Raw genomic sequence first — 16,887 nt, 5'->3', positions numbered from 1 at the left:
GGTAAGCAGATCCTTTATCAGTCAGGCGCCGAGGCGTGGTCGTAGGTGTAAACGCGGGCGTCATAGGGCATTCCCTTCATTGAGACGTTGCCACCGGAAGGATCGGCAGAGGTAACCAGTACCGGGTAAGCCCATTTGTCAGCAGGTCCGAACAGCAGGCGTGGTGAATTCAAGGCCGGATCGTTGCTGGGCACGAAGTCCAGATCATCGACCCTGACGTGGAACTCATCGAGTTGAGTGGCCGGATAAGGCCCGGACAACGTGCCGTCCAAGCGACTGATCCCGATCTTGTGGGCGCCGCCGGCAGACCAATCCAGCGGCTCAGATGATTCCAGCACAAGCCCGCCAATGACCGGCTGAACGCCAAATAACAGCGCGCTCTGACAAAGCCCCGGTGTATCACTGGCCACCGCGCAAAAGCTAAGGTAACCCGAGTTTCTCCCGGCCAGCGTGGTCGTCCAGGTGTAAGTATCCGATCGAAACAGTTGGTGCCCCCGGCGGCGCATACCCCACCGATAGGCGCGGTCTCGATCAGTCACCCCGGGCAGTTTGACCTTCTCGACCTTCAGCCCAAGATCACCAGGCCATCGGCATTCAACGGTTTCCCAGGCCCAGCTTTTACTCGAGTAAAATTCAACGTCTACGGCGTCATAGTCATTGATCGAAGGAAGTGGACCGCTGATTTTCAAGGCGGTGGTCATATTCTGCGGCGAGTAGGTTTGGGTCTTAGGGCCGTACTCGCGCTCAAATACGGCTCTAGGCTCATCACGGACTGGCCTGATGAGCCCGTTAGCGATGGTCAGCTCTGCCCAGCCGCAGGCGAGCGCATTGTTCAACGCTTCCTTGGCAATACTTGAGGCATCAATCGTCTCGTCGTAGAGCTGACCATCAGCAACACAGGACTCATGCAACTGGTCAAACTCTTCTAGGTCAATATCGGCGTCGGTGTAGCCCAGCGATTTGAGTACATTCAACACCCACGGCACAATGTCGCGAGTTGCGCCAGGCGCTTGCCAAGCACCGCCACTGCGCAGTGGCAGGATTCGGGTGGCCTCCAGATTCACTTGGCTCTCTGATTGCGCTGAGAGCCGGTCAGCACCACGGATTTTGGCCGAGATGACTGTCATGCCCGGATAGCTGGTTGGGCGAATCTGACGCAGCCCGCGCAGGCTGTACCACATCATGTCGTCGTTGACCTCGTCAGCGTTCGCGCCGCCGATCTTGGGTAGGCGCTTGAGGCGACACTCAGGGCGCATTGGATAAGGCAGCTCATGTCGGAAGGTAAAGCCCTGGGCGTCACGTGAAGCACCACTCACCCATTTCGGCAATATCGTCCAGGCACCAGCCACATCCGCATCCCGGTACTCAAACTGGTGGCCTGATGAAATAGCGTACATGTCCCCTTTCTTTCCGAGACCAATCAGGCCGTTGGCCGCAAAGACGGAATACTCGATAGCGGTAACCTTCTCCCCGACCGGGCTGCAGACGAAGGGACCGCGGTACCCTCCCTGCAAGCTGGACGGGTCGAGGTTGATCACGCTGTTAACGCTTTCCAGATAGCTGAACCCAGGCCAATCCGCATCAACGGCACCGGCGGAGGTCAGGCGCTCGACCTCAATAATGGAGCTACCGGAGGCTGTGATGCGATACCGTAACCCTCTAGGACCAATGCAGGCCAAGCCAGTGCCCAGCGCAAGGCCATTCGCAGGCGCTCCGCCGTCATAGTTCAAGGTCATCTCTGCGGGCTGCTCAGGCGACCCGCTGGTTGGCGCAGTGCCGGTGCTGCTGGCTGGACTGCTGCTGAAAAGAGTCGCGTCCGTTGATATAAACGGCAGACCGGTAAAAGCGGACGTTTCCGTGATCAGCAGTCGGCCCAGCGAGGCGCTGGCAATGAATGGCGCAGCGCCCTTGGCAGCGTTGAACGCCGACACCAGACCGGCAAGGTCGGTTGTCGCAGTGTTCAGGTTGACAGGGTATGCCGTCCCGCCTCGGCTGACTGTGAGCGACAGCGGTGTCACATCAAAGTCGTAGCGCGACGGAGCACTGGAGCCCCGCAGCGTTGAAGCCGTACCTGCGCCGGGCGGTATTGCAGGCGCATAAGGCGTATAGCTATTGACGATGTAAAGCCCACCGTTGGCACCCACAACCTCGATCGGCATGCCGACTTCAGGATTGAGCATCTCCAGTGGGCCTTGGACGATGTCACGCCCCGACCCACCATCGATGACCGTGTATTCGTAGTAAGCCAGCGCACGAATCACCAAGCCGCTGACCCAATCCGCAGGGAACGCGCCCGCTCCCGCAGGGATCGAGATGGTTTCGCCATTGAACTGGTAGGCCGAAGCCCTCGCCGATGGAGTGATACTGTTCGAAACCGTCAACTGCAGGCCAGCCGATCCGCTCGAACTCGCTCCCACTTCGGCTACGTTGTACCAGAGCATCGATGCGGTATCGCCCGACACATCCGCACCAGGCGGATAGATCGTCACGCGGGCATCGGCACCCAGTGAAATCAGTGGAGTTTCGCCCACCTTGATCTTGCTGATTGGGATATCCAAATCACCCGCCGAGACGTACAGCAGCATCTCGATCCACTGCTCCCGTGGAGAAACAAACCAGGTGCGCGGTTCAGCCAGGTAGGACGGGTATACCTTTTGGTGCCCAGCGATCTGGCGAATGGTGTCGCCCAGCTTGACCTTGTTGCCCTTGGCGCTGGCCTCGGTCAGTGGGTTGCCCTGCACTGTAGAGTTCGAAGGCATGCCGGGCATCTTCGGCACCATCATCTTCATCACCGCTTTCGCGCCCGCAAACAGGGCGTAGGTGATGCTGAAGGGGTCAGTGCCCTTGGGCTCGCGATAGATCTCGACATGATCAGACGGTTTGAAAACCACCTTGTGCCAGCGCTTCGCTTCAATCAGTTCGTCATTCAGCATAATGCTGATCGGAGGCGACTCCATCCGCTGGTAGCTGGGCGACTGCTCGATCAGCCAATGCTCCAGCGTCATGCGCCGATCAGTCGTGTACGTGACCATCGGCGCCGAGCCGGCCATCTTGTTCGGGAAAAATTCGATCACGGTAGAAGACCACCCTTGGAAAGTCAGTTTCGAACTCACGGACGGTGCGCAGTCGTGCACCGCCTGGGTTGGTGTCCAGCACCTTGAGCCTGCCATCAGCCTCGACCACCACGCCGACATGCAGGCACAGCGCGCCACGGAACACCGCCGCAATGGCGCCGACCTCTGGAGGGCACGTTTCCATGCCCTGCTTCAGGTCGTGGTAAGCGTGGGTGTTCTCGCGTAGCCGGTCCTTGCCTACAGCGCCCAGACTGGGCAGCAGAGGCAGGCCCAGCAGTTGATGGCGAACCGCGATACACAGCCCCCAACAATCGAAGGCAATAGGTCCCCGGCCGCCATCCCGGTAAGGGGCGGATAAGTAGTGTTTAAGCATGGTTAGATGTACTTCAGGCCAGGTGCGACCAGTGTGGTGAGCTTGTCTCGCGGGAACCCAATGTTCAGCAGGTCAAAGAACCCGCAGGAAAACTTGGCTGTGTTATCGGCGTACTCTCGATCCAGCACCGTGAGGTGGTAAATCGATGTTGGATAACTCAGATCGCTCAGCAGGTATTCGCGGTGAGTGATGTAAATCCGTTTCCCAGCAAGCCGGTATCCCTCGACGACCTTCTGTACGTTGCCCAGCGTGTTATCAATTTCGATGTTCAGGCTTTGGTATCCGCTGCCGTCACTCTTGGGCAGCGCATCCCCCATCGCCACACCCGGGAAGGTCAGCTCCCTGCCGTCCTCGGTACCGCACGTCCAGTCATCGAAGCCCTGAGAAAAGAGCATGGTGTCACTCTCTCCTTCTGCCCGGACTTCAACGGTCTTTATGATCATGTCTCCGCCAGAGGCGTAGCACTGTTCGATTGGGGTCATGGATCACCTTTTAGCCAGGGCTTCGCTTGAGCCCGTAAACAGACTCAAACGTATCTGAAGCTTCGTTACCGCCCGCACGGATCTGCGCAGCGAAAAGGGTCAGAGACTCCGACCCATCGGAATTTCTCCCGCGCTCAACCTGGCCGGCTTTGCTTGGGTTTTCGATGAGGTTTACGGTCAGTGGCGTGGGTGTTGAGGTACCAGACGACTTGCCGGCTGATGAGCCTGCAGAAACTGATCGAGCCACTCCGATCGGAGACACATTCCCCTTCCGTAGCGACTCAACAGCTGCGACACCACCAAACCGGCTGATATCCGCCTGACTCCAAACGACCTCACCCTTGTGAACGGCGCCAGCGTATTCGTTCTTGCCACCGACACCGGTATATCCACCATCGGAAAAGCCAATGCCAGAGATAGAAGCGACGTTCGCCATCCCGGAAATAATTGCAGCTGCCGCAGCAGCGGCACCAAGCGCTGGACCAACAATCGGTATAGCGGCAAGCGCTGAGTATGAGTCATTAGCTGATTTATAGGTTGCGATTGTGGCCTGAGCGATTGCAGCTGCCTTGCCGATTGCTGCGAGCTTTTTATTCCCAGACTGACTCAAAGCCGACATATTCCCAAAGAAGTCAGACGTCCCTATAAGTAGAGCCTGGTTCTTTGCCTGCTCAATTTTGATGCGGTTGTTCTGAGCCTGCTGATCAATGTTCGCCACACGCGCTGCGTGCGTCTCCTCGTTGATCGCTTTAAGGTCGAGGTAGGCTTGCTGCTTTGCCAATTCGGTCGCACGCCACTCATCAAGCTTACTGGCCGACTCGTTAAGCCTATCAATCTCGCTGCTCGCCCCGCCTAACGAAGCGTCAAGTCCCGGCGCAGTCGGAGCCTGAGACACGCCCTCGACCGTTCCAGGCTTTTGACTGGCTTGTAGGTTGATGTCGCGAATCTTGATCATGGTTTCGAGGCGCTTCATGGCCTCAGTATTTCCCTGACGCTCGTACTCGGCCATTTGGGCTGCATCATCAAGCGATGACTTTAGGCCGTTTGCTGCGCGCAACTGGCCAGTCAGCGTAAGCAGTTGCACCTGGTCCTTCTGTGCTAGCTGAATTCCTTTAATGATTTCAGCTTCACGCTCTAGACCAGCATTCTTTTTAAGCTGGGCAGTAATCAGATCCTGAGTAGCCAGAAGCGACTTTTGATCGGCTGTGAGCGTTTTCTTGTTTTTAATATCGGAAAGCTGTTGCTCCCACCGAATCAGGGCTTGAGCTTGAGCGCCGACCTTCTCAGTGACGATTCCTTGGGCGCTGAGCGATGCGTTTTGTTGGATCAGCACCGCCTGAGTTTGCCGAGCTGCATCCAGCGCCTTCTGGCCAGCGTCTTCGGTGTAGGGCTTGTCCTTCGGGGTTTTAACGTCTTTAAACTTTTCATTAATATTCGCAATGTTCTTGTCGATGACGCCTTGATTCAGGCGTGCGTCGTCAGGGTTTGCCTTTCGAATATTATCAAGCTGCTTTCTATACTCCTTAACCGCCTCGGTTCGTTTTTGCTCATTCGTCAGCGACGACTTGGTTAGCGCGTCGACCTTGATTTGAGAGTTAACCGCATCATCTTGAATCTTTCTCTGCACGCCTAAATAAGTGTTTTTAGTCTTTTCAGCGTCGATTTGAAGCTCAAGATATGCTAGCGCGGCTTGGTCTTTCTTAATGTCTCGGGTCTCATATCCAAGGCCCCTCAAGCGCCCGCCACTCCCCCTATTACTTGAAAGTCGCTCACGTATTTCTTGGGCTTGCTGCTCCATAGTAAGCGTGCGCCCGACATTGAAAGTCGCATCAAGCGCCCCAGCAGCAGCATCCTTGATGCCTTTCCATGCGCGCTCTATCGTCCCGAGATTGTCAGTTATCTGCCTTGAGCGATCCTGAACGGTGTCAGAGTAGGTCTTCGTCAAAAGTTCAGCTGCGCCAATGGTGTCGCCCTGCTCTTTCAGAGCGGCAATTTGCGAGTAAACCGAAGCAGTCAGAAAATGGTACTGGTCATTGAGCTCTTTGGCCGCTGACACCGGGTCTTTTGAGATCTTCATAAACTCGGCAATAGTGGCGTCGACAGACTTCCCTGTCGCATCCTCCATAGCTATAGCGGCATTTGCGATGGTCTCAAAGCTTTCGCTGGCAATCTTTCCGCTGCTGGCTAGTCCAGCAAGAATTTCAGCAGCCTGCCCGGTCGTGCCGTTAACTGCACTTACCTTCATAGCCAAATCAGCGAGCTGATCAGATGAGGTGCCAGCGAAATTGCCTGTAAGGATCAACGCCTTATTGAAAGCGTCCGCCTCCTGGCTGCCCTTGTTGTACCCGTAGATCATCAGCGCGAGCGCTGCTGCAGACGCCGTTGCAGCCGCAATGATCAGTCCAAGCCCTGCGGACACTGGAGCTCCAGTCAGCCCCAGTGCATCTGCCGCTTCTTTCGCGTTTTTTGAAGCGTCGGCAGCTGTGTTTGCGCTATCTGCCATGCCCCCTAGACCGTCAGCTGCAGCCTCCGACCCTTCCGCGACAGCCTCTTGCTTGGATGCCAACTCACCCAATACGGCACCAGCACCGACAATGCCCGCACTACTGCCTGCGATTGAAGAGAAAAAGCCTTTTACCTTGCCGCCGAGCACGTCGACGGTGTTGCCTATCCCGCCGAACGAGTCTTTGATCTGCCCGCCCTGCTGAAGCAATACCAGCAGAGGGTTTTGCCCTGCAGCTAGGCTAGTGAAGATATCCGTGAACTGACTAGGCAGCTGACGCAACGCCGTCTCTGTCTGCCTGGCGCTGATACCTGTTTTCGAGAGTCCCTCATCAAAGGCGGACAAACCTTGGCGAGTGCTATCGAGACGCGTCGAATAGTCCTTGAAGGTCTCCGTGTCGATCAAACCAGCCTTGCGAAACTGCCCCAGCTTGGACTGCATGTCATCCAGGCGGCCCAGTGCAGCCACGGTCGGGTTGATCTTGCCCAGCAAATCGGCCAGTTCTTTCGCCTGAAGGTCGGTAGCGACTGAAGCATTTCGAGTCGAGACCGAGGCTTTATCGGTTGATCCAGCCAGTGCATCCGATTCAGCCCGCAGACGAGCAGAGAGAGATGTGATGCTTCTAATCTTGTCGCTCGCGGCATCAAAAGAAACAGATGCTGCGGAAGTGCTGGCTGTCAGTGACTTAACGTAATCGCTGGCCTGCAGAGAGCTGGTTGCCATCGCAAGCAGTCGAGCGCTTGCCTCTGCGTATTTTTCGGAGCTACTGACAGTCGCCTTGCCGGCTCCATCCGATGACTTATCAAGCTGCCCAAGATTTTGACTCGCCTTGGTCGCCGATTTCCCGACACCATCCAGTCCAGCCCCAGCCTTGTCCATAGCAGGTTTGACGCGAATGCCTGCATCCTCAAGAGCACCCAAAGCCTTACGCACATCCTCCGCTTTCTGCTCTGCGTCTCGACTGTCAATTTCAAGAACGAGGCGGGATTTCTGCTCAGCCATGGTTTTCTCCGGGCGTAAAAAAACCCGCACCTGGCGAGTTGTGGAATTTATGAAGAGCGGTATGATTCAACGCTAATAATGGCAAAAGGATGGCATGACTATGGACAGCAAACCAAATCGCGACTGGTCATGGGCGTACCACAAGATTCGCGGCCTACACTGCTCAAGACTATCCTCAGCCTATAGAGCAACGCTGTTCGTCATCAGAGGCGATACCGGACGGTTTACTAGCGATGTGACTTGGCAATCGATCCGCATCCGGCGCTAGCTCTAAGAACCTATGTTGAGAACAGTGCGCCTGCCAGATGCAAAAAGCCCAGCGCGGGGGCTGGGCTAATCATTACTGTTCACGCACACCCAAAATAGTCGCCCCAGGGTACTTCTGAAGGATTTTTCGTTCAGCCTCGCGCTGATCTGTGCCATTTTGAAGTACGTTGCTCATACCGCTTCCATTGCTTGCTTTTAGTTTGAAAACGTAAGTCTTAACTGCTGCCATGGTGAGCCTCCTTATCAATGGAGCCCAAATGATATCACTATGCCTTCATACCTATCGACTAACGCATCAATACCCACAAGCGATACCTACCAATAGATTTTGGATACCTTTCTCAAGGTTGCTCGCACCTGATCGTCAGTTTCTGTCGTCAATCCTCGCCCTCTTCAGTCAGGCAGATCGCATCCAGCGCAAACACCACCTCATCAACGTGGCGCCGCGGCAGAGGTGAAGGATGAGCCTCCAGCCAGTCCGATATTTCCCTGGCTGATAGCGGCAGTGGGAATGCACCAGCCATCGTCGAAAGGAACCGCCGACCACGACACACATTGTAGAAAACGCCCAGCAGATAACTGGTGATCGTATCGGTGGGTGGTTCATCCGGAACCGCTATATTCAGGCGTTGATAGATGAGCTTTCGCTTTTCTCCGCCTGACCAGTCTTTTTCCCACTCGTACCGCTCGACGGCTTTCCCACAGTCTCAGCCAGTTCCTGCTCTGCTTCAGCAGCAACCTTAGTACCGCCACGGAGCACGAACAGAAGGAATTCCGCGTTTGTCTCCAGCAGCTCGGCAGCAGCGTCTGTCGAGTACTCCAGCTCACAGCCTTCGTCATCCTGAACGCCTTTCCAGTCTTTGACGATGAAGTGCGCGAGCAGCATTGCGTGGTTCTGCAGATCGGTCAGCTCGCCTTCGACTACGCCAACTTGACCTTCGCCGAAGCGCGAATCGTTGCGTTGGACGCGGCGATTATGACGCTCCAAGGCAACCCGGTATTCAATATTGTCAGTACCCGCCAGCAGTACTTTTGTATCTGCATCGAAGTCCACCCATTTAGCGCCAGTCTGCACTGGGTCTTTCTTCTTCAGTTTCAGAGCCATGATGATTACTCAACGCCAAGCCATAAAAGGACCGCCCCGGCAGGCGTAAACACCGGAGCGGTCAAAGTCTTGCAATCGATTAAGCGGTAACAGTGATGGTCGACGTCGCGGTCTTCGTCGGGTCGGATACGCTCGTAACGGTGATCACCGCAGAACCGACCGAGACACCCGTTACCAGGCCTGAGCTGCTCACAGTCGCCACACCGGGAGTCGCGCTGTTCCATGTGACGCTCTGTGCGGATTCAACTGGAAGCGCCGAAGCAGTCAGCTGCCGCGTTGCAGCGACTGCGATCGAAGCAGTCGTTGGCGCAACAGAAACACTGGTAACAGCCGCAAAGGGAATGCGGGTGATGGTCGGGCTGATCTTGGCTACGGTGTAGTTGAGCGTCACCTCGATCAAGTCACGCTTGCCACCGCTCGGAAGATCACCGTCAACTTCCACGGCCGGGAAATCAAAGATGTACTGATTGCCCAGGCTGTCAGTGATCGGGAACTGAATCGCAATGGTTTTCCGAGTGAAGCTGTTTTTCCAGAGCTCCCATGCACGCTTGGACCAAGCCAAGACGAGAGTGCCGGTGATAGCTGCCTCGGTTGCAATCTGTGCGCCCGGGCCAAGCATCGTGTTGCCTATACAGCGTTGCGCTTGAAGGCTGTTGTCCAGACTGATTGTCATTGCCGAGATACAAGCAATACCCGCCAGCGAAGCACCATCAGCGAGAACCGTTCCGACGCTAAGGCCAGACACGAACGGTGTAATGGTTGGCGGTTCGCTTGCTGTGACGATTGGTGTATCGCTGTCGGTGTAATCGAGGCAAGCCATGCCGAACGTGGCGGTTATCTTGCCGTCTGACGGGATGTCGAGTGCAAAGGTACTGACATGTACACCCTTGAACAGACTGTACACACCGACATCTATGTAGCCCTTGGCAATGCTGAACGTGTGGCGAGCATCGCCGACGGACAAAACGTTATTGGCCCAGTTGCCATAGAAAGCAGCTTCCAGCAACTGGTCAAACGTACCAAACGACAGCTCACCAGCCAGTTCGCCAGCAATGTCGACGCTAGTGACTATGGAACCTTGGCTGATACGAGAGTCGGAAATCTCATCGCTTACTGCAGTGGTTGGAGTCGGAGTCAGCGTATTGCCTGTGAGGCGCAGCGTGCTCCAAGTGCCGGTTACTGGGGTAATACCTGGTGTCACTTCAGGAATGATGTGACTGACGATCTTTGCGCCGGAGCTCATTCTTTCCACCTTTCTGTGGGCATAAAAAAACCCGCTCAGGGCGGGTGGGATGGGTGCTACGGGTTTAACCTGCGCGGAACCGGACTTTTGTATTGATTTGGTAGAAGCCGGCCCCGTCATCACCGACAACGTCCTGGCTGGCTTCCATGCACTCAAGCTCACCAGAGCTCCAGTAGCCGAAATGCGCTTCAAGCGCATCGGCCAGCACATTCAGTGATTTCATACCTGTACGCGGCCGTGCGAAGCACTGGAAAACGATCTGTCCCGGCTTGCGGGAGTAGGGTTTGTCAGCCATCCCCGCCATAAAGGCCGTACCGTGCTGAATGATCATTCGGCACCAGAGGCCGTCAGCCGGGGGCTTGAAGATGCCTGACGCATCCAGATTGGCCGCGGAGAGCTGATCATTGGGACGAAAAAGCCTGTCCTTGTCGATGCCGGTGAAGGTCGCGGCGCGCGCCGTGAGGGCGACACGAATGTCTTCGTAGGTCATCGGTAAACCTCGGACACACTGATAAATGCCAGTTCGTAGAGGCCGTCTGGTGCCTGGCCAGAATGGCCCCGCTCCAAGCGTTCTGCGTACGGTAAATTGGTTTGAATAAAAATCTGCGTGTAAGGCTCAAGGCCAGATAGCGCGGCCATACCCTTACCACGCGTGTCCGACCCGCTCGGGTCGACATTCGTTGTGACGGTATAAACCGGTGCGCCAATGCTGACGATGTGGCTGCCACGAAATCGGCCGACGACGTACCCGGGCGGCGGCGGACTCTTCCACAGGTCTGGATTACCCACGGGAGATCGCTCGATCACTTCATTGAGCAAGGCTAGAGCGATTGTCCGAACTCGCCTGCTGACTTCCTCGTCTATCTGATCCGCAAACACTGATGGAGGAATGCTCCAGCCGGCCATTACACAGCCCTCAGTTGTATTTCCCAGTGCGCACCAGCCGGGTCCTGCTGGACGCTCAGCACATCAAAGCCATTGATCTTGTGGCCAACCTGCGGCGAGCCGGTTACTTCGTTGGTGAGTGCGATCAACAACTGGTCGGTTGACTTGATGTTGATCCCGTCCACCAGTCGCACCTCGTAAGCATCAAAGACGCCTCTCCCCGAATAGGCGATAACCACCTCCCCGGCCGACTCCTCTGTTACCGGATCCCATGTGCCCGGAAGCGTGATACCGCCCGTAAAGTCTTTCACCGCGTCAGCCAAATCCGTATCGAAAGCTTCAGCCATATCGGCCTGAATGTCCTCGCGCAAACCCATATCAGCCCCTTACCAGTTTTATCTGGTTGGTTGATGCCCACGGTCGAATCAGCGCCAATGCGAAGGATTCGCCCGCTGTCATCGTTTTTGATCCTTCGGCGAAGGTCTTGCTTGTGCTGACGCTGCCAGCCTTCACCGATGTTTCAGTAACCTCTCGGGCTTGGGCGCCGTATAGCGCCCCTGCTGCTGCCTCTCTCGCAATCTCGGCACCAGCTTGGATGATTACGTGAGGTGTCGGAACGCACACCTCACGCACCCGCTCAGTGAGCCAGGTGTTCGCCATCAGCACCGCGCGAGGCTTCTTTTCTTCGGTCGTCCACTCGGCGCCCAGCAGGCTATCCACCTGCGCGATGGTGATGAAGTCAGTCATGGTTACACCGATGGAGTGTTCAGGGCCTGCAGCTCTTCCAGGGTCGCAGCGTCCTCAAAGGCGACTGCCTTCAATGTCAGCTGCGTCTTGATGTCGGCTATTTTTGCAGCGCGCTCAGCCTGATCAAGCAGGGCTTGCAAGTCAGGCTTCTTCGCTTTCGGATCGAACGTTACGCCCTTCTCCGTCAGGATCTCACGCAGCTTGGCGATTGACATCTTGCCGTCAGCGCCGATATCGGCCTCCTGCTCAGCAATAGCATCTGTGATCTCTTGTGCAGAGCTTCGCGATTCGTAGCCTTCTGGCGGGTAATTCGCTGCCAAGTAACCAGCTGCAACGAACTCCACAACGGTCGGTCCGTCAGTACGGAGCATTTCAATCAGGTCGTATGCCTTCAGGTAAGCCACAGGAGCATCACCGGCCACGCCGTCAGCCTGCTCGATGAAGTCACCAATGCGGTATGCGTTCGGGTCGCGAATCGTCATCCCGACCGATTTGGCCAGGGCCATCTGTTCCGCACTGGCCGGGCCGCGCAGAAACCAAAGAATCTTTTTGCTCATGTGTCACCTCGAAAGCGAGGAGCCCGAAGGCCCCTCTGTCGGGTTAGGCGCTCAACACCAGAACGCCAGCCGTGTCCTTGACGCTGGTAGCGGTGCGCTCCCAGTTGGCCGAGGTGCCGATTGCGGTGTCGTTTGGCGATGCGCCACCGGTAGCGGTCTTCCAGGTATGCCCTAGCACGCCGAGGTTGTAGCTCCACTCAGCCTGATAGACCGAACCAAGGTTCTCCTTGCCAGTAACGCGGTTCAGTACGGCGTCGAAGTCATTGTTACCAGTGACAGCGATAGCGCTTTGAACCAGGCCCAGAGAGCGGAAGGACTGCGGGTTGGTCACCGGGTCAGCGCCAGCGGGCACGATAAGCGCGTCCGAGTCGGTCACCACGAACAGGCGACCGAATGGATCGCGCATGACGTTCACACCGTCATAGGTGAACAGGTTCTCAGCATTGGTCAGAGCATTGTCATACAGTTCGCTGACGACGCCGGAGTGAAGCACCCAGGCATTGATCGCGTTGGAGCGGTCACCAAACTTGAACGAGGCACGGTTCAAAGCTTTGAAGGTCGGAGCATCAGCAGCGGCGCCAAACGTCGCGTCCGCATGCCCGCTGATTGCAGCCACAGCGCCGCGAATGCCTGTGTTCAGCATGTCGGCCACGCGGGCCCGGCCCAGTTGCTCGCCGATGGTCAAAGCAGCCAGTGCTGGATTCTGGAGTACCCAGTTGTACTGAGCAGCTTCGTATTCGATCGGCGGAGTGCCGGCAGCGACCTTCACGGAGGCGTTCAGCAGCTGGGTCAGGCGAGTAGCTGCCACAGTGCCAGTGCCATTCACGTTACGACGACGTACCAGGTTGCCGATCAGTTTGAAGCTGGCAGTGATGTCGAAGTCGCCCTGCGCTGGAGCGTTCTGCAGGATGATAGTGCCCGCCGACGCTTCGTTGAACTTGTCGATGGCTTGGGACACGGTTTCAGTCAGAGCCGTGTAGGTCTGTTTATTGAAAATAGCGAGATCGAAAGCCATTTATGGCTCCTTATTTGATCGTTTCGAGGTAGGCAACCTTCTCTGCGCTGGTTTTGCATTCAGCGAGAGACTTGGGTGCGCCAGGATGGGGGTTGCCACCGCCGTTGGGCGCTCCGCTACCACCGGCACCGGAAGGCTTCAGGATGTGGTCTTTGTGTGGGTATGCCTCGACGAGCGTCTGCAGTGCTTCATCGAAGTCAGCGAGTTCACCAGGCCGCGATTGGCTGAAAATCTTGTTGCCATTCGCGTCATAGGCGACAACCTTGCCCTCCTCGATCTTGAAGGCCTTGCCGAACGTGGCTTGCACCATGTCTGCGGGAACGGCCAGCTTCTCGGTGATCATCTTGGATCGAGCGAAACTGCCGCCGATTTTTTCGGCATACAGCTGTTGCTCGAAGGTCTGCACCTTGATGTTGGCTTCATCCAGCTGGCCTTGGAACGCCTTGCTGATCTCGTTGCGAACCGTGTCGATCTCGCCGGCATCCACCAGCTTTTTCTGATCGAGCTTCGAAACGATATCCAGAGCGTTGCGGGCGGCGGCTACATCCGTGATCCCTTCAAACCCTTTAAGAGCCTTCTCGGCAGTGTCAGCGCGGACACGGTGATCCTTTGCTTCGCCGTTAAGCCGGGTGATCGTTGCGACAGTGCCTGGCGCATCGAATGCCACCTCTTTACCATCGTCATGGACATAGACAGGCTTTCCATCTTGGAGCACCGCATTGCCGCTTTCGTCGAGTTTCAACTTCATGTGGATCTCCGGGCATCCGCCCATCTACTAGGCCATCCGGCCCGATGTCGCCCTGCCCCATCCGGAACTACAGGCATAAAAAAACCCCAGCGGGTGCCGAGGCTTTAATTTTGGGTAATAAAAAACCCGCACTTGGCGGGTCTCTAGAGTTCGATGTTACTTGCTCAGGACAACCCTCTCGCCTCTCATGAAGCAGAGCGCGCACAGGATCTGTCGTGTACCGCCTGTTGCCTTACCGTCCTTGTACATCATCCCAATCTTGGTCTGGATGACCTCAGCACCACCGCATCGATGACAGCTGATCATGGTTGGCGGTCTGGGCATTGAGCGGACGCGCTTCATTGCCTGCTCCTTTGGGGTGTCAGGTGCAGGCGTTCCGGTGATTACGTGGAGTTTTGGCTTTTCGGTCATGCAGCCATCATATCCCGGCCCTCACAAAAGAAGCAGCATCTCGCTCGCGCAATTGGTCGAGCGTGAGGAGCTTGCCCTTGTCATTGTAAAAGCTGCTGACATCGAGCCCGCCATCACGCAGAAGCTTACCGCGGTTCGGGCCAAGTACCTGGTCTTGCCGCGCCGCACTTTGTGCTTTCAGCCAAGTGCCATAGTTGGTTGATACTGGCACCTGCCCGTCCATGCTTGCCCGAGTGCTTTCCGGCAATCCCTTGGAGAGGCGTAGCTCTTCCCAGCCCTTGATTATCGGTGTCGAAGTACTACGGCAGCACCAATGAATACGACCGGGCCCTGCTTTCCAAGGGATTTTGTGCCCAACAGGCTCGTGCGTGTCATTCGTGTACCGCAAGCGATCGCGTAGCCTGCAATCGGCGGACGTCTTATTATCAAGGGTGCTGAGCCAGCTCACCTCGGCTATCAGATCATCATTAGCCTTGTAGAACGCATCGCGCGCACCTTGAGCCGTGTGGCTGATTGCTGTTCGTACCACGGCCTCAATATCTTGCCGGCTGCGATTTAGCAGTCCATCGGCGTATCCCTCAGATTTGATGCCCATCACGCGGCGAACTATCTGCTCAGTCGTTTGCCCCTCCACCATACCCATACGAACACCGTCACGAATGCGTGCAGCTCGAGTCACTTCAAGGTCGCCCAGCCACTCCTTGAGCAACTTGCCCTGGAATGGCCTAGCCATCGCAATCTGGCGGGCCTGGTCCAGATTGACGGAGCCTAGCGAGACAGTCACCCGCACTTGCTGCGGTATGACCTCAGTGAATAACGCTTTCTGGTAGCCGACCTCGTACTTGGCTAGATCAATTACCGACTTAACCATTGTTTCTTGAATGGACGCATAGATGGATTTGTTTATCTCCAGCACCGAGGCCAGCACGGTGTTCATGTGCGTGACAGTGAATGACTCCGCCCCGAGATTCGTAATGGCCAAGATTAGCTGAGCTCGTAGCTCTGCATCCGCGCTGTTGAGCAGAGCGATGATCTTGCGCACCTCGGCATTACTCAGATGCAGCAGATCTATCGCGTGACCGATGGCGGCAGCTTGGAGCGTCTCGTTAACCGTCGACATATCAAACCACCCCTAACGCAGGCCCTTGGGTTTCGATGCGCTCTTTTTCCTCCTCCCAATCCAGCTCATCGCTGATGACACCGCGGCGCTGAAACTCGCTGAACAGGGTTTGATCGGACAGTTTCCCGGAGTTCGCCATCGACAGCAGCTGGGGCAAGGACACTTCTGGGGCATAGTCAGAGTCGAAGTTGCCACGCATCTCAACATGACCACCCTCTCCAGAGCCTTGAAAGTCAGCCATGTATTGAAGCAACTGGGCAATGAAGTCCGAGAACTGCTCGCTCATCCGGGCCAAGGGCGACAACTCCTGAGCGGCCTCCTCATTGGCCTGAGCCGCCGTTTTCGTTTGCTGCTTGTCCTTCTGCAGCAACTTCGCGCCGGACATTCGCATGTCTTCTACCAGGTCCTGCAAAGACACGCGGCCCGCCTCAATGGACGCCCCGGTGTGCTCCACGTACTTGGCGTCACCGTCCTTTGGCATGCGGGTCGCGCTGCCGGAGCTGATGACCAACTGAAATTGCTCATCATCAGTGAACATGAACAGGAGTGGCACCCGTGCGACGTGCAGGAGGTTGTCCTGATCGCTCTGTGACTGCCAATGCTTGACGTTGAGATGGGCAAGCTCGAGCAATGGCGGCTTAGCCTCCATGAACCCGACACGCTTCGTGTAGAAGGTCGCCCAAGGGATGTAACTCAGGCTGGTTGTACCCTCCTGGTGAAGCTCCCAGTTTCCTGAGTCTTCAGACTCGCGATAAATCTTCCATGTCCCCGGCTCGAATACGCGGATTTGGGTGATCAACTTGCTGCCAAACGCGCCGTCTGACACCGAGACCGTCTCGGCGTAGCGCACCATGACAAGCTGGCCAGCCTCATCTCGCCAGCCGCGCAATTGTTCTGGATGCACCAGGACTGCGTAGGGGCGACCGCCTGCGGCCTTCTCTTCGGCCCGGTTGCGCACATCACCTGCAGGCTGATGGTCGATGAAGGCGTGACATAAGCCGAAGCCAAGACCCAGTTCAAAGGTACGAGCAGACCAGTTATTGATGTCGTTACCGCTCATGTCGAAATCACCGCAGAGCGACACGATGGCTTCTGACACGTCATCGCCCAGCTGTAACGGCTCAGCAAAGACGCGACTGGTGTTGTTCGCCACCGTCTCGGAGTACGCCGGGAGCAGCGTGGAGAGTGCCAGGCGCTGATTGTAAGAAGCCTGTTCCTCGGCAGGGTACTTGGGCAGCAGGGTTTCTCCCTGATCCCGCATTGCCTGGGTACCGTCTATCAAAGGTGCAACTACGGCCCAATAGGCACGCATGCGCTCCACCGCAGGCAGCGTGGCGCTCGGGTCGTTACTCATA

The 16,887-nt window shown here is 56.5% G+C and carries 17 protein-coding genes; all 17 read right to left on the bottom strand.

The annotated features are described in order from the left end of the window. Window positions 1-17: 17 nt before the first annotated feature. The 17 genes from VSQ83_RS09675 to VSQ83_RS09595 all read right to left on the bottom strand — a co-directional run bounded on the left by VSQ83_RS09675 (window position 18) and on the right by VSQ83_RS09595 (window position 16,886). Window positions 18-3,074, bottom strand: a complete 3,057-nt coding sequence (locus VSQ83_RS09675) for a host specificity factor TipJ family phage tail protein (protein ID WP_326426315.1) — start codon at window positions 3,072-3,074, stop codon at window positions 18-20. Further along, window positions 3,013-3,447 (bottom strand): hypothetical protein, encoded by a 435-nt coding sequence (locus tag VSQ83_RS09670; protein ID WP_095023636.1) that lies wholly within the window; start codon window positions 3,445-3,447, stop codon window positions 3,013-3,015. Before VSQ83_RS09670 ends, VSQ83_RS09675 begins: the two co-directional genes overlap by 62 nt. Window positions 3,448-3,449: 2 nt before the next feature. Continuing rightward, window positions 3,450-3,929, bottom strand: coding sequence for a DUF1833 family protein (locus VSQ83_RS09665; protein WP_326426312.1), 480 nt, complete (start codon window positions 3,927-3,929; stop codon window positions 3,450-3,452). A gap of 10 nt (window positions 3,930-3,939) precedes the next feature. Beyond that, window positions 3,940-7,434, bottom strand: coding sequence for a phage tail length tape measure family protein (locus VSQ83_RS09660; protein ID WP_326426309.1), 3,495 nt, complete (start codon window positions 7,432-7,434; stop codon window positions 3,940-3,942). A 340-nt stretch (window positions 7,435-7,774) separates the two neighbouring features. Continuing rightward, entirely contained in the window at window positions 7,775-7,930 is a 156-nt protein-coding gene (locus VSQ83_RS09655; protein WP_326426307.1) for a hypothetical protein, read from the bottom strand. Window positions 7,931-8,078: 148 nt separating this feature from the next. Beyond that, window positions 8,079-8,321, bottom strand: coding sequence for a hypothetical protein (locus VSQ83_RS09650; protein WP_326427693.1), 243 nt, complete (start codon window positions 8,319-8,321; stop codon window positions 8,079-8,081). Window positions 8,322-8,323: 2 nt separating this feature from the next. Then, window positions 8,324-8,806, bottom strand: a complete 483-nt coding sequence (locus VSQ83_RS09645; RefSeq protein WP_326426305.1) for a hypothetical protein — start codon at window positions 8,804-8,806, stop codon at window positions 8,324-8,326. Window positions 8,807-8,885: 79 nt separating this feature from the next. After that, window positions 8,886-10,049, bottom strand: a complete 1,164-nt coding sequence (locus VSQ83_RS09640; RefSeq protein WP_326426303.1) for a phage tail tube protein — start codon at window positions 10,047-10,049, stop codon at window positions 8,886-8,888. Between the two features lie 64 nt (window positions 10,050-10,113). Beyond that, a complete protein-coding gene (locus tag VSQ83_RS09635; RefSeq protein WP_326426301.1) occupies window positions 10,114-10,539 on the bottom strand; it encodes a hypothetical protein in 426 nt (141 codons plus the stop codon). Then, on the bottom strand, window positions 10,536-10,955 hold the full coding sequence (locus VSQ83_RS09630; protein WP_326426299.1) for an HK97 gp10 family phage protein: 420 nt from the start codon (window positions 10,953-10,955) through the stop codon (window positions 10,536-10,538). Before VSQ83_RS09630 ends, VSQ83_RS09635 begins: the two co-directional genes overlap by 4 nt. Further along, complete coding sequence (locus VSQ83_RS09625) at window positions 10,955-11,311, bottom strand: hypothetical protein (RefSeq protein ID WP_095021083.1); 357 nt, start codon at window positions 11,309-11,311, stop codon at window positions 10,955-10,957. Before VSQ83_RS09625 ends, VSQ83_RS09630 begins: the two co-directional genes overlap by 1 nt. 1 nt (window position 11,312) lies before the next feature. Next, window positions 11,313-11,681, bottom strand: coding sequence for a hypothetical protein (locus VSQ83_RS09620; RefSeq protein WP_326426295.1), 369 nt, complete (start codon window positions 11,679-11,681; stop codon window positions 11,313-11,315). 2 nt (window positions 11,682-11,683) lie between these two features. After that, window positions 11,684-12,238, bottom strand: a complete 555-nt coding sequence (locus VSQ83_RS09615; protein WP_326426294.1) for a HeH/LEM domain-containing protein — start codon at window positions 12,236-12,238, stop codon at window positions 11,684-11,686. A 43-nt stretch (window positions 12,239-12,281) separates the two neighbouring features. After that, window positions 12,282-13,253, bottom strand: a complete 972-nt coding sequence (locus VSQ83_RS09610; RefSeq protein ID WP_326426292.1) for a major capsid protein — start codon at window positions 13,251-13,253, stop codon at window positions 12,282-12,284. 10 nt (window positions 13,254-13,263) lie between these two features. Next, on the bottom strand, window positions 13,264-14,001 hold the full coding sequence (locus VSQ83_RS09605; RefSeq protein ID WP_326426290.1) for a DUF6651 domain-containing protein: 738 nt from the start codon (window positions 13,999-14,001) through the stop codon (window positions 13,264-13,266). A 418-nt stretch (window positions 14,002-14,419) separates the two neighbouring features. Then, the gene (locus VSQ83_RS09600; RefSeq protein ID WP_326426288.1) at window positions 14,420-15,532 is read right to left on the bottom strand and encodes a hypothetical protein; all 1,113 of its coding nucleotides are present in this window, start codon (window positions 15,530-15,532) and stop codon (window positions 14,420-14,422) included. A 1-nt stretch (window position 15,533) separates the two neighbouring features. Beyond that, window positions 15,534-16,886, bottom strand: coding sequence for a DUF4055 domain-containing protein (locus VSQ83_RS09595; RefSeq protein ID WP_326426286.1), 1,353 nt, complete (start codon window positions 16,884-16,886; stop codon window positions 15,534-15,536). Window position 16,887: the final 1 nt, after the last annotated feature.

This window comes from Pseudomonas sp. DSV-1 (assembly GCF_035830915.1).
Classification (GTDB): domain Bacteria; phylum Pseudomonadota; class Gammaproteobacteria; order Pseudomonadales; family Pseudomonadaceae; genus Aquipseudomonas.
This window is presented reverse-complemented; position numbering and strand designations above follow the sequence as displayed.